We start from the raw sequence: 12343 nt of genomic DNA, 5'->3' as shown, positions 1-12343 counted from the left end.
AAAATCCGGTCCTGACCTTCCGGGGTCGCGACCGGCCGAACAGGAGAAGCCCGTGGCTCAAGGTCATGGCGACGCCAAGGGCACCACTGCCCACACGGAAGCGGGCGGAGGCCACAAGGCGCCGTTCCCGCCCTTCCAGCAGGAAACCTTTGCCTCGCAACTGGTGTCGCTGGCGATCGCATTCGTTGCGCTCTACCTGATCGTTTCCAAGATCGCACTGCCGCGAGTCGGCGGTGTGATCGAAGAGCGGCAGAAGACCATCGACGGCGATCTGGCGGCGGCTCAGAAGCTGAAGGGCGAAGCGGACGACGCGCTGAAAGCCTATGAGGCCGAACTCGCCGACGCCCGTGCCCGGGCTCAGGCGATCGGCGCGGAAACCCGTGAAAAGCTCAATGCGCAGGCGGAAGCCGAGCGCAAGACGCTGGAACAGCGGCTCGCGGCGAAGCTCGCCGACGCCGAGAAAACCATCGCAACGACTCGGACTGCCGCGATGGGTAACGTGCGCAACATCGCTTCGGACGCCGCCTCGGCGATTGTCCAGCAGCTCGCCGGCGTCACGCCGGACAGCAAGGCGGTGGACAGCGCGGTTGACGCTTCGTTGAAGGGCTGAGGCTGATGGCAATCTTCGGAGAAGCAGAAACCTGGGTCGCTATTGCGTTCGTCATTCTGCTCGGCGTGTTCGCCTATCTGGGCGTTCACCGCACCGTGCTGCAGGCGCTGGACAAGCGTCGCGACCGGATCAAGGCGGAGCTCGACGAAGCGCGCAAGCTGAAGGACGAGGCCGCCAAGTTGCTCGCCGACTACCGGGCGCGCCGCGCCTCGGCCGAACGCGAAGCGCAGGCGATCGTCGACAGCGCCAAGGCCGATGCCGAACGGATCGCGGCGGAAGCCAAGGCCAAGCTGGAAGACTTCGTCGCTCGCCGCACCAAGACCGCGGAGAGCAAGATCGCCCTGGCCGAAGCCCAGGCGCTCGCCGACGTTCGCGCGGCGGCTGCGGAAGCTGCGGTGGCGGCGGCCTCGCGGATCTTGTCGGAATCGGTCAAGGGCAACTTGGCCGACGAGCTGCTCAGCAAGGGCATCCAGGAAGTCCGCGGCAAGCTCAACTGAGCTGACGCCTGTTACAAATCAAAGGCCGGCGCGAAACAATCGCGCCGGCCTTTTTGTTTTGTTTACCGCGTGAGGTGCTGCCGCCCCGGGTACTGGCGGGACCGGCGTTGCACCGATCCCATCAACGTCAGGCTATTTCCGCTTGCGCGCCTTCGGCTCCGGTTTCAACGCCTGCGGATCGAAGCCGACATAGAACACATAGGCATCGTTGTCCGAGACCGACGGTGCCGGATAGGCGACATCTTCGGCCACCAGGCTGAACGGCACGCTGCCATCCGGCTGCATCGAGACGCTGGTGCGATAGGCCTTGGTGAAGACCGTCTTCGGCGACACGCCCTCCTGCACCACCGCGACGCGCAGCGGCACGTCGACCGAGGTCGGCGCGCCGGCCGGGCCGGCGATGATCCGGCCCTGGACGCCGATCTTGGCGGTGATGACGCCGGTGTTCAGATTGCATTCGCGGGCGGTGCGGCTGATCACCGCCTGATAGCGCAGATCAGAGCCGCTGGCCTCTTTGCCCGGCAGGCCGACCGCGTAGGTCGAGGCGCCGGAGCGTACCGTCACCGACGGACAGGTCAGCTGGCTCTCGACCGGCGGACCGTTAGACACGGTCGGCGCCTGATCCTTCTCGGAGCTGCCAAACAAGCTCTTGAAACGATCGGTGATCGATTGCGACCACGCCGGCGTCGCCGCAAGCACACTGCCGCAGATCGCCACCGCGACAGTGGCGCGCGCCGCGCGTCCGATCCGGTGCCGCGACGACACCCGTTCAATCTCCTGAGCCATTCACCCTACCCGGCTGTCCAATTCGTTTCGACCGGCGGGGTTATAGCAAAGCAATGCCGGCGAACCAAAGGCGGCAGGTGCTCCCGGACCGGCCGAATCAACCGCGGAAATCGTCGTGCAGCAACCCGAACAGTAGGTGATCCTGCCAGACCCCGTTGATGCAGAGATACCGCCGGGCCAACCCCTCGCGGGTGAAGCCGCACTTCTCCAGCACCCGGATCGATGGCGCATTGGTCGGGATGCAGGCCGCTTCGACGCGGTGCAGATTGAGTTCGCCGAACAGCGTCGGCAGCAGCACGCGGAGCGCCGCCGTCATATAGCCCTGATGGGCGAACGGCTGGCCGATCCAATAGCCGATGGTGCCGGCCTGGACGATGCCGCGGCGGACATTGGCGAGGGTCACCCCGCCGACCAGCTGGTTGTCGTGCTCGCGAAACACCAGGAACGGGTAGGACCGGTCGGAGGCGACATCTTCAGAATAGCGGCGCAGCCGGCGGCGAAAGCCGGAGCGGGTCAGGTCGTCGGACGGCCAGATCGGCTCCCACGGCGTCAGATAGGCCCGGCTGTATTCACGCAGCTCGGCCCATTGCGGAAAGTCCGCCATCTGCGGCGCGCGCAGCAACAGCCCATTGCCGCGCGGCGCCAGCGCAGCGGGCCCGACGGATGGCATACGAAACAGCGCCATGGACGGCACTCCCGACCCGCAGAGTCGGCGGGCCTCGAACGCCGCGACCCGCGGCGTCAGCTCAATGATAGGACGTCTTGGCCTTGGATTGTGTCAAGCCTTCAGCAAAGCTGACAGCTCTGTCGAGACCGCGGCCGCTGCCGAGCGCCACCACGGCCGGCCGGCTGCGCGCCAGCAGCGTGCGCCCTGCTTCCCGCGCGGTATCGATAGTGACGGCATCGATTCGCCCGACCAGCTCGTCGACCGGCAACGGCCGGCCGTAGGCCAGGATGTGCCGCGCGAGCTGCTCGGCACGCGACGAACAGCTTTCCAACGCCATCAGCAGGCCTGCCTTCATCTGAGCCTTGGCCCGGGAGATCTCGGCGTCGGTCAGGGTGTCGACCGCATCGTTGATGACATCGACGATCACTTCCATCATCTCCGGCGCATCGGCCGGATCGGTGCCGGTATAGAGACCGAAGAACCCAGTGTCGCTGTAGGGCGCATGGAAGGTGTAGATCGAGTAGCACAGCCCGCGCTTCTCCCGCACCTCCTGAAACAGCCGCGACGACATTCCGCCGCCGAGGATGTTGGTGAACACCTGCAGGCTGAACAGCGACGGAGCGGACTGCGGCAGCCCCTCCAGCGCCAGCGTCAGATGCGCCTGTTCGAGGTCGCGATGCACCACGCGCGCACCGCCGGCGCCGAACATCGCCGGCTGCGGCTTGGGCGCCGGGCTGGCATCGAAACTGGCGAAGCGATGCGACACCTCCTCGACGATGCGGGCGTGATCGACCGCGCCCGCCGCCGCCACCACCATGTCGGGCCCACGATAATGCGTCGACAGATACGACTGCAGCTTTTCGCGGCTGAAGCTCTTCAGCGTCTTGGCGGTGCCGAGCAGCGAGCGGCCGATCGGCTGCTCCGGATAGCAAAGCTCGTTGAGATATTCGAACACGACGTCGTCGGGGGTGTCCTGCGCGGCACCGATCTCCTGAACGATCACGCTCTTCTCGCGCTCGAGCTCTTCGGCCTCGAACGACGGATTGGCCAGGATGTCGCTCAGCACGTCGAGCGCCAGCGGCACATCGGCCTTCATCACCCGCGCGTAATACGCCGTGGTCTCGGTCGACGTGCCGGCGTTGAGATCGCCGCCCACCGCCTCGATCTCCTCGGCGATCTCGCGCGAGGTGCGGCGCGTGGTGCCCTTGAACGCCATGTGTTCGAGAAGATGCGAAATACCGTGCTCGTCCGGCTTCTCGTCGCGACCGCCAACGCCGGTCCAGACGCCGAGCGCCGCGGTTTCGAGATGCGGCATGGTGTCGGTGACGACGGTGAGGCCGGAGGGCAGCTTGCTGACTTCCACGCTCATCCGGCGGCTCCTTGCTTGGCGGCGCGGCTCACCGCCAGCACATGACGTTCGATCGCCACCTGATCACGCGGCATGATCTTGATCGATTCGGTTTTGCTCATCAGCCCGTCGAGCCAGGCAGGCAGCCCGGGCCGGATGCCGCAGGCGGCTTCGACGGCGTCCGGGAACTTGGCCGCATGGGCCGTCGACAGCACGATGTTCGGCACGCTCGAATCGGTGGTGTCGCGATCGGCGACCGCCAGCGCGACCGCGGTGTGCGGATCGATCAGGTCGCCCGCCTCGCGCCAGGCGGCACGGATCGCCGATTCGGTTTCCGCCTCGTCGGCGCGGCCGGCGTCGAACTCCTCGCGCACCGCGGCGAGCACCGCATCCGGCAGCACGAAGCGGCCGGACTGAGCCAGCGAGCCCATCAGCGACCGGATCAGCGAGGCATCGCGTCCGGAGGCCTCGAACAGCAGTCGCTCGAAATTCGACGACACCTGGATGTCCATCGACGGCGAGGTGGTGGCGTGAACCTCGCGCACTTCGTAGATGCCGGTCTTCAGCGTACGCGCCAGGATGTCGTTGACGTTGGCAGCGATCTTCAGCCGGCGCACCGGCAGGCCCATCTTCTTGGCGACGTAACCGGCGAAGATGTCGCCGAAATTGCCGGTCGGCACGGTGAAATCGACCACGCGATTCGGCGCGCCGAGCGCGACCGCGCTGGTGAAGTAATACACCACCTGCGCCACGATCCGCGCCCAGTTGATTGAGTTGACGCCGGACAGCGCCACCTGGTCGCGGAACTTATGATGATTGAACAGCCCCTTCACGATCGCCTGGCAGTCGTCGAAGTGGCCCTCGATCGCCAGCGGATGCACGTTCGGAGCGCCCGACGTGGTCATCATCATCCGCTGCACGTCGGAGATCCGGCCGTGCGGAAACAGCACGACGAGGTCGACATTGTTCAGGTTGGCGAAGGCTTCGACCGCGGCGCCGCCGGTGTCGCCGGAAGTCGCCACCACGATCGTGGTGCGCTGCTTGCGCTTCTCCAGCACGTGATCCATCAGCCGCGACAGCAGCTGCATCGCGACGTCCTTGAACGCCAGCGTCGGGCCATGGAACAGCTCGAGCACGAACTGGCTCGAGCCGGTCTGGCGCAGCGGCACCACCGCCGGGTGCCGGAAAGTGGCATAGGCATCGCTCGCCATGCGGCCGAGCTCGGCATCGGAAATCTCGCCGGCCACGAACGGCCGGATCACCTCGACGGCGACCTCCCAATACGGCCGGCCGAACAGGCTGGTGATGGTGTCGGGAGTGAGCTGCGGCCAGACTTCGGGAATATACAGTCCGCCGTCACGGGCAAGCCCGGTCAGCATCACGTCGCAAAAGCCGAGGCGCGGGGCATCGCCCCGGGTCGAAACATAGGTCGTCAAGGGTGCCTCCAAAGGCCCGGCCGAACGCCCAAGCCTTTGATATTGATCGAGTTCAGTCTCACGCGCGGGTGAAATCGGGCTCACCATAAAGGAGTTTGACGCGCAGGGGAAATCGCTCCCTGTGGCGGATGCGCCACGTCGATGTTTCAGGCGATCCGGCGCGACGCCTTCGTCGGCGGCGCTGCCGCCTGCCATGCCTGACCACGCAACCAGAACACGAAGGTGGTCAGCACTGCGGCGGCCAGCCCGAACCAGGTGATGGCATATTGCAGGTGGTTGTCGCGCAGATGCACGCCGAGCGGCCCCGGCTTCGGCACACCGCCGGCCGGCATCGGTGCTTCCAGGTCGACGTAGAATGGCGCGATTTCGGCCGGCTTATACCAACCGAGCGCGGCGGCCATCGCCGGCACGTCGCGGGTGAACCACAGTCGCTTGTCGAGATTTGGGGCCGGCGCGAACAGGCCGGGCTGTTCGGGAAACCGCAAGTAGCCGGTCACCGTCGCGGCCTCCCCGCTCAGTAGCGGCTGCACCGCGCGATCCTCGGCGCCGCGCTCCTGCATGGTGTTGGGCACGAAGCCAGCGTTGATTACCACGATGCGACCATCGGGCAACTGCGCCGGAAGAAACGCCCAGGTACCCGGGCCGACGACGTCGTCGCGCACCGCCGAACCGGACGAATACACCATCACATCCGGCTGCTTCAGATAGGTCGCGGTGAAGCGGACGCGGCGAAATTCGTCGTGAACCGGGTCGAGCGCCGACCAGTCGCGCGCGGCGGGCAGCGCCACCGGCTCGGCCGCCAACCGTTCACTGAGCGCCGCGATCAGCCGATGCTTGTCGTCGCGCCGCTGCAACTGCCAGATCCCCAGCGCCAGCAGGACCGCCACCATCGTCAGCACGATCAGGCTCATCCCGGCGATGCTGCGCCGGCGCGCGGCCGCTGAATTCATTGCGGCTCGCGGCCGACGAGGCGGCCCTCCTGCGCCTTATGGTGGAACTGCAGCGCGATCAACAGTGCCTTGATCGAGCGTAGCGGTAGCAACGTGGTGACCAGCACCAGCGGCAGCCAGAGCGCCGCATGCAGCCAGAACGGCGGCTGATACTTCACCTCGACGATCAGCGCGCATAGCACCACGATGGCGCCGCCGATCAGGATCGTGAACACCGCCGCACCGTCGCCGACATCGATGAAGCTGAAATCGAGACCGCAAACCTCGCAGCGCGGCGCCAACGTCAGGAAGCCGGTATACAGCCGTCCTTCGCCACAGCGCGGGCAGCGACACGCAATGCCGCGTAGTGCGCTTTGGAAGACGGTGGGAGCCTGGTCAATCCGCTCCGTCATTGCGAGCCGAAGGCGAAGCAATCCACGGCCCGGTGCATGGGGCTCCTGGATTGCTTCGTCGCTTCGCTCCTCACAATGGCGGATTGGTACTGGCTCATGATCGTTGCCCTAAAGGTGCGGAGAGCGGCCGCTTGAGCCGCCCTCTGCGTATCGGCCCGTCTTAGCCGCCGTGCGCCATGGTCGAGGCGCCATGGCCCCAGACGTAGATGCAGACGAACAGGAACAGCCAGACCACGTCGACGAAATGCCAGTACCAGGCGGCGAATTCGAAGCCGAGGTGCTGCTTCGGCGTAAAGTGGCCGGCATAGGCGCGGATCAGGCAAACCAGCAGGAAGATGGTGCCGACCAGCACGTGAAAGCCGTGGAAGCCGGTCGCCATGAAGAAGGTGGCGCCGTAGATGTTGCCCGCAAACGAGAAGGTGGCGTGGCTGTATTCGTAGACCTGCACGCAGGAGAACGTCGCGCCGAGCAGGACGGTACAGATCAGCCCCTGCTTCAGGCCCTTGCGGTCATTCTGCAGCAGCGCGTGGTGTGCCCAGGTCACCGTAGTGCCCGAGGTCAGCAGGATCAGGGTGTTGAGCAACGGCAGGTGCCACGGGTCGAACGTTTCGATTCCTTTCGGCGGCCACACCCCGCCGAACAACGCCTCGCGGGTGGCGTGGACCGGATCGGCCGGAAACAGCGCCGCATTGAAATAGGCCCAGAACCAGGCGACGAAGAACATCACCTCGGAGGCGATGAACAGGATCATGCCGTAGCGGTGACTGAGCTGCACCACGCGGGTGTGATCGTGTTGATACTGCGCCTCGCGGATCACGTCGCTCCACCAGCTCGCCATGGTGTAGAGCACGCCGATGATGCCGACACCGAACACGATTGGCGCGCCTTGGTACATGTGGTGCATCCAGGACACCGCGCCAAGCGCCATAACGAACGCCGAGACCGAACCGACGAACGGCCAGGGGCTCGGATCGACCAGATGATAGTCGTGGTGCTTGACGTGCGCCGTGGCCATTGTCGCTCTCCGTTTCGATCCCTCCGGGATGGCGATGCGTGTCCCGGTCGTTCTTGTTGCGGCGGTTCCTGTCAGAGATTGCCCTTGCGCGGTGCCGGTTCGCTCGAAGCCACCGGCTTCGGCGCTGGATCGCGCACCGGGTAGTAGGTGTAGGACAAGGTGATCGTCTTGACGGTGTCGTTCTCCGAATCGGCAGCGAACGTCGGATCGATGTAGAACACCACCGGCATGTCGCGGCTCTCACCGGCGGCCAGGGGCTGCTCGGTGAAGCAGAAGCAATTGATTTTGGTGAAGTAGGAGCCGACCGTCAGCGGCGTGACATTATAGGCCGCCTGTCCGACGGTGTCGGAGCGCGACAGGTTGGTGATGCGGTAATACACCGTCACCACCTTGCCGATCGGCACCTCGATCTCGCGCTGCTCCGGCTCGAACTTCCACGGCAGGCCGTTGACGTTGGAATCGAAGCTTACCGTGACGGTGCGATCGAGCGGCGCCGAACTCGGCACAGCGCGGGCAACCTGCGTGGTGCCGTTAAACCCGGTGGTGCGGCAGAACCAGTTATAGAACGGCACGGCCGCGAACGACGCCCCGACCATCAGGGCGACAACCAGACCGCACACCGCTGCCACCGCCGTATCGCGTCCGAGTCCTCGGCGTGGTGCCGGCTGCTGCGGAGCTTGCGGAAGCGGCGGCGACATCGGCGGCACCTCCCTCACATCGGCCGGTGCAGTACCGCCGGCCCCTTGACCAGGGTTACGGCGAAGAACAGCACCACCAGCACGCCGAGCGCGACTGCGATGGCGATCGAGCGTTCGCGCTGGCGCTTTTTCTGCGCATCGGTGAGGACGATACCGGGCGGCGTCTTATGAGCTGGCTCCATCGCGCCCTCCATTAGCCGATCAGCCTCAGCACGGTCGCGGCGATCACCTCGACCAACAGGATCGCAAACAGCGCGAACAGATACAGGATCGAGAACTTGAACAGATTACGGGTCGCGCGCAGCGCGGCGCTGCCGGAACGATGGCGATACACCCGCACCGCCAGCACCAGCATCCAGCCGCCGAGCGCCAGCGACGCCACGCCATAGATCGCGTCGAAATAGCCGAGCGGCCACGGCGCGGCCGCGACCGCGACCAGCGCAACGGTGTATAGCAGAATCTGCAGCCGGGTGTGATCGGGGCCCGCGACGACCGGCAGCATCGGCACCCCGGCGCGGGCGTAGTCGTCGTTCCGAAACAGAGCCAGCGCCCAGAAGTGCGGCGGGGTCCAGAAGAAGATGATCAGGAACAGCAGGATCGGCTCGACCGCCAGCGATCCAGTGACCGATGCCCACGCCACCACCGGCGGCAACGCACCGGCGGCGCCGCCGATCACGATGTTCTGCGCGGTCCAGCGCTTCAGCCACATCGTGTAGATCACGACGTAGAAGAAAATGGTGAAGGCGAGCAGTGCGGCGGCGATCCAGTTCACCAGGATGCCGAGCGTGACCACCGAGAAGAACGCCAGCGTCATGCCGAAGGTCAGCGCCTCCGGCCGCGTCACCCGCCCGCGCGGGATCGGCCGGTTGGCGGTGCGCGTCATCTTGGCGTCGATGTCGTCCTCGTACCACATGTTTAGCGCGCCGGCGGCGCCGCCGCCGACCGCGATGCAGATGATCGCGGTGATCGCCAGCACCGGATGGAAGCTGCCGGGGGCCATCAACAGGCCGACCAGAGCAGTGAACACCACCAGCGACATCACCCGCGGCTTGAGCAGCGCGATGTAGTCGGCGACGCCGGCTTCGGATATCCGGGGCGCAAGCGGGATCGGATTGACGTCGATGACCGACACGGGCTCACCTCTTCTTTCGAGCTGCATCCCCCGCCGCAACGACGGCGGCGGATGCAGGTTCCAACACCGGCCTCAGCGCACCTGCGGCAGCACCTCGAACTGATGGAAAGGCGGCGGCGACGACAGCGTCCACTCCAGCGTGGTGGCGCCGGCGCCCCACGGATTGTCCGCCGCGCGCTCCTTGCGGATGAAGGCGAGCGTCATTCCGTAAAGGAAGACCAGCACGGCGAAGCCGGAGATATAGGAGCCGATCGAAGACACCAGATTCCAGCCGGCGAACGCATCCGGGTAATCGACGTAGCGCCGCGGCATCCCCGATAGACCGAGGAAGTGCTGCGGGAAGAACACCATGTTGACGCCGATAAAGGTGAGCCAGAAGTGCAGCTTGCCGATGGTCTCGTTGTACATGTAGCCGGTCATCTTCGGGAACCAGTAGTACCAGCCCGCGAAAATCGCGAAGACGGCGCCGAGCGACAGCACGTAATGGAAGTGCGCGACGACGTAGTAGGTGTCCTGCAGCACCCGGTCGACGCCAGCATTGGCCAGCACCACGCCGGTGACACCGCCGACGGTGAACAGGAAGATGAACCCCACCGCCCACAGCATTGGCGTCTTGAATTCGATCGAGCCGCCCCACATCGTGGCGATCCAGGAGAACACCTTCACGCCGGTCGGCACCGCGATCACCATGGTGGCGGCGACGAAATAAGCCTGCGTCGTGCTCGACATGCCGACGGTGTACATGTGGTGCGCCCACACCACGAAGCCGATCACGCCGATCGCCACCATCGCGTAGGCCATACCGAGATAGCCGAACACCGGCTTCTTGGAGAAGGTCGACACGATCTGGCTGATCATGCCGAAGCCCGGCAGGATCAGGATGTACACTTCGGGATGACCGAAGAACCAGAACAGGTGCTGGAACAGCAGCGGATCGCCGCCGCCTTCGGCCGAGAAGAAGGTGGTGCCGAAGTTGCGGTCGGTGAGCAGCATGGTGATGGCACCAGCAAGCACCGGCAGCGACAGAAGCAGCAGGAACGCGGTGATCAGCACCGACCACACGAACAGCGGCATCTTGTGCAGGGTCATGCCCGGCGCCCGCATATTGAAGATGGTGGTGATGAAGTTGATCGCGCCGAGGATCGACGATGCACCGGCCAAATGTAGCGCCAAGATCGCGAAGTCCACCGCGGGTCCGGGATGCCCGATGGTCGATAGCGGCGCATACATCGTCCAGCCGGCGCCGACGCCGTTCGACGACGGCTCGCCCTCCACGAAGGTGGAGATGATCAGCAGCGCGAACGCGGCCGGCAGCAGCCAGAACGAGATGTTGTTCATCCGCGGGAACGCCATGTCCGGCGCGCCGATCATTAGCGGCACGAACCAGTTGCCGAACCCGCCGATCATCGCCGGCATCACCATGAAGAAGATCATGATCAGGCCATGCGAGGTGACGAAGACGTTGTAGGTGTGGGTGTTGTGAAAGATCTGAATGCCGGGGAACATCAACTCGACCCGGATCGCGATCGACATCGCCGCACCGATGACGCCCGCCATCACGGCGAACACCAGATACATGGTGCCGATGTCCTTGTGGTTGGTCGAGTACAGATAGCGTCGCCATCCGGTCGGATGCGCATGCGCGTGATCGTCGTGCGCGTGTTCGGAATGGGCGACCCTTGCAGCTTCCATTGCCATCTTCAGATCCTGACTTGAAAACCTCAGACCTTGCGGTCTCCGTTCGACGTCTTGCGATCCCGCCGCTTTAGCGCGTGGCGGAAGCGGCCGAGGCGTAGGAATCGTCACGCATGCGCGAGGCGACCTGCTGCTTTTTCTTCCAGGCTTCGTACTCCTGTTCGTTCACCACACGGACGACGATCGGCATGAAGGCATGGTCCCGGCCACACAGTTCCGAGCACTGGCCGTAGTAACGGCCTTCCTTGATGGCCTTGAACCAGGCTTCGTTGAGGCGGCCGGGGATGGCGTCGATCTTCACGCCGAACGATGGAATCGCCCAGGAGTGGATCACATCGGCCGCGGTGGTCTGGATCCGCACCACCTTGTCGACCGGCACCACCATCTCGTTGTCGACACCGAGCAGCCGCGGCGGGACCGGATTCATCTTGGCCCGCTCTTCGTCAGTCAGCATGATCGAGGTGAATTCGATCTTGTCGTCGGGATAGGTGTAGGTCCAGTTCCACTGATTGCCGGTGGCCTTCACGGTGAGGTCCGGCTTCGGAATGTCGAGTTCGAGAAACAGCAGCCGGAACGATGGCACCGCGACCGCCACCAGGATCAGCACCGGCACGATCGTCCAGGCGACTTCGATCAGCGTGTTGTGGGTCGTCTTCGAGGGGACCGGGTTGGCCTTGGCGTTGAACTTCACCACCACGATGACCAGCAGCGCCAACACGAACAGCGTGATCAGGGTGATCAGCCACAGCAAGAAGCTGTGAAACCAGACGATGTTCTGCATCACCGGAGAGGCGGGTTGCTGAAGGGTGACCTCCCAGGGAGCGGGCTGCCCCATCTCGGCGAATGCGGTCCCGCCGACCGCTGCCGCACAGCAGGCGATCGCAAGTCCCAGCGACCACCGCCCCAAACGCTCCTTCGACACCTTCATGCCGCTGCGCTCCCTATGACTAGCACAGCGAGCCCGCCGTTTCGGCGTGACCGGCCGTGCAGTTTTATTGCGCTCGGCACAAAAGCGTAGCCTAAGTGCGAACGCTTCTTATTCTACTTTTCAAACACAATTCGCCGCCCCTCGCAATGCACGAGTGAGGAGTTGCGCGTGCAAACAACCCTGGACTGC

14 protein-coding genes are annotated in these 12343 nt (G+C 64.9%); 2 read left to right on the top strand and 12 right to left on the bottom strand.

Annotation, left to right across the window (positions count from 1 at the left end; genetic code table 11):
• Window positions 1-52: 52 nt before the first annotated feature.
• Window positions 53-610, top strand: a complete 558-nt coding sequence (locus tag HZF03_RS04260) for a F0F1 ATP synthase subunit B (RefSeq protein WP_011156596.1) — start codon at window positions 53-55, stop codon at window positions 608-610.
• 5 nt (window positions 611-615) lie between these two features.
• Window positions 616-1107, top strand: coding sequence for a F0F1 ATP synthase subunit B family protein (locus HZF03_RS04255; RefSeq protein ID WP_011156595.1), 492 nt, complete (start codon window positions 616-618; stop codon window positions 1105-1107).
• Window positions 1108-1239: 132 nt separating this feature from the next.
• Here the strand turns inward: HZF03_RS04255 and HZF03_RS04250 are convergent, their stop codons facing one another.
• From HZF03_RS04250 to coxB, 12 genes are all read right to left on the bottom strand, one after another.
• Complete coding sequence (locus HZF03_RS04250) at window positions 1240-1893, bottom strand: hypothetical protein (protein ID WP_119018451.1); 654 nt, start codon at window positions 1891-1893, stop codon at window positions 1240-1242.
• Between the two features lie 97 nt (window positions 1894-1990).
• Window positions 1991-2578: a GNAT family N-acetyltransferase gene (locus HZF03_RS04245; protein WP_012494521.1), complete on the bottom strand. Its 588-nt coding sequence runs from the start codon at window positions 2576-2578 to the stop codon at window positions 1991-1993.
• A 61-nt stretch (window positions 2579-2639) separates the two neighbouring features.
• Entirely contained in the window at window positions 2640-3929 is a 1290-nt protein-coding gene (locus HZF03_RS04240; protein ID WP_119018452.1) for a M16 family metallopeptidase, read from the bottom strand.
• Window positions 3926-5344, bottom strand: a complete 1419-nt coding sequence (gene thrC / locus HZF03_RS04235) for a threonine synthase (protein WP_165858123.1) — start codon at window positions 5342-5344, stop codon at window positions 3926-3928. The genes HZF03_RS04240 and thrC overlap by 4 nt, the downstream gene beginning before the upstream one ends.
• A gap of 146 nt (window positions 5345-5490) precedes the next feature.
• On the bottom strand, window positions 5491-6294 hold the full coding sequence (locus HZF03_RS04230; protein ID WP_119018454.1) for an SURF1 family protein: 804 nt from the start codon (window positions 6292-6294) through the stop codon (window positions 5491-5493).
• The gene (locus HZF03_RS04225) at window positions 6291-6686 is read right to left on the bottom strand and encodes a DUF983 domain-containing protein (protein ID WP_119018455.1); all 396 of its coding nucleotides are present in this window, start codon (window positions 6684-6686) and stop codon (window positions 6291-6293) included. The genes HZF03_RS04230 and HZF03_RS04225 overlap by 4 nt, the downstream gene beginning before the upstream one ends.
• A 160-nt stretch (window positions 6687-6846) precedes the next feature.
• Window positions 6847-7701 (bottom strand): cytochrome c oxidase subunit 3, encoded by an 855-nt coding sequence (locus tag HZF03_RS04220; protein ID WP_119018456.1) that lies wholly within the window; start codon window positions 7699-7701, stop codon window positions 6847-6849.
• A 71-nt stretch (window positions 7702-7772) separates the two neighbouring features.
• Window positions 7773-8399, bottom strand: a complete 627-nt coding sequence (locus tag HZF03_RS04215; protein WP_119018457.1) for a cytochrome c oxidase assembly protein — start codon at window positions 8397-8399, stop codon at window positions 7773-7775.
• A gap of 14 nt (window positions 8400-8413) precedes the next feature.
• Window positions 8414-8581 (bottom strand): hypothetical protein, encoded by a 168-nt coding sequence (locus HZF03_RS04210; protein ID WP_012494516.1) that lies wholly within the window; start codon window positions 8579-8581, stop codon window positions 8414-8416.
• Window positions 8582-8592: 11 nt separating this feature from the next.
• A complete protein-coding gene (locus tag HZF03_RS04205; RefSeq protein ID WP_119018458.1) occupies window positions 8593-9531 on the bottom strand; it encodes a heme o synthase in 939 nt (312 codons plus the stop codon).
• A 72-nt stretch (window positions 9532-9603) separates the two neighbouring features.
• A complete protein-coding gene (gene ctaD, locus HZF03_RS04200) occupies window positions 9604-11229 on the bottom strand; it encodes a cytochrome c oxidase subunit I (protein ID WP_011156584.1) in 1626 nt (541 codons plus the stop codon).
• A 67-nt stretch (window positions 11230-11296) separates the two neighbouring features.
• Entirely contained in the window at window positions 11297-12154 is an 858-nt protein-coding gene (gene coxB / locus HZF03_RS04195) for a cytochrome c oxidase subunit II (RefSeq protein WP_012494514.1), read from the bottom strand.
• Between the last annotated feature and the right edge of the window lie 189 nt (window positions 12155-12343).

It is taken from the genome of Rhodopseudomonas palustris (genome assembly GCF_013415845.1).
GTDB classification, from domain to species: Bacteria; Pseudomonadota; Alphaproteobacteria; order Rhizobiales; family Xanthobacteraceae; genus Rhodopseudomonas; species Rhodopseudomonas palustris_F.
This window is presented reverse-complemented; position numbering and strand designations above follow the sequence as displayed.

Coding starts and splice junctions, on each gene's coding strand:
- HZF03_RS04215 (WP_119018457.1), bottom strand. CDS start 8,399: ATGTCGCCGCCGCTTCCGCAAGCTCCGCAGCAGCCGGCACCACGCCGA.
- HZF03_RS04210 (WP_012494516.1), bottom strand. CDS start 8,581: ATGGAGCCAGCTCATAAGACGCCGCCCGGTATCGTCCTCACCGATGCG.
- HZF03_RS04220 (WP_119018456.1), bottom strand. CDS start 7,701: ATGGCCACGGCGCACGTCAAGCACCACGACTATCATCTGGTCGATCCG.
- HZF03_RS04225 (WP_119018455.1), bottom strand. CDS start 6,686: ATGACGGAGCGGATTGACCAGGCTCCCACCGTCTTCCAAAGCGCACTA.
- HZF03_RS04250 (WP_119018451.1), bottom strand. CDS start 1,893: ATGGCTCAGGAGATTGAACGGGTGTCGTCGCGGCACCGGATCGGACGC.
- HZF03_RS04240 (WP_119018452.1), bottom strand. CDS start 3,929: ATGAGCGTGGAAGTCAGCAAGCTGCCCTCCGGCCTCACCGTCGTCACC.
- HZF03_RS04230 (WP_119018454.1), bottom strand. CDS start 6,294: ATGAATTCAGCGGCCGCGCGCCGGCGCAGCATCGCCGGGATGAGCCTG.
- HZF03_RS04245 (WP_012494521.1), bottom strand. CDS start 2,578: ATGGCGCTGTTTCGTATGCCATCCGTCGGGCCCGCTGCGCTGGCGCCG.
- ctaD (WP_011156584.1), bottom strand. CDS start 11,229: ATGGCAATGGAAGCTGCAAGGGTCGCCCATTCCGAACACGCGCACGAC.
- coxB (WP_012494514.1), bottom strand. CDS start 12,154: ATGAAGGTGTCGAAGGAGCGTTTGGGGCGGTGGTCGCTGGGACTTGCG.
- HZF03_RS04255 (WP_011156595.1), top strand. CDS start 616: ATGGCAATCTTCGGAGAAGCAGAAACCTGGGTCGCTATTGCGTTCGTC.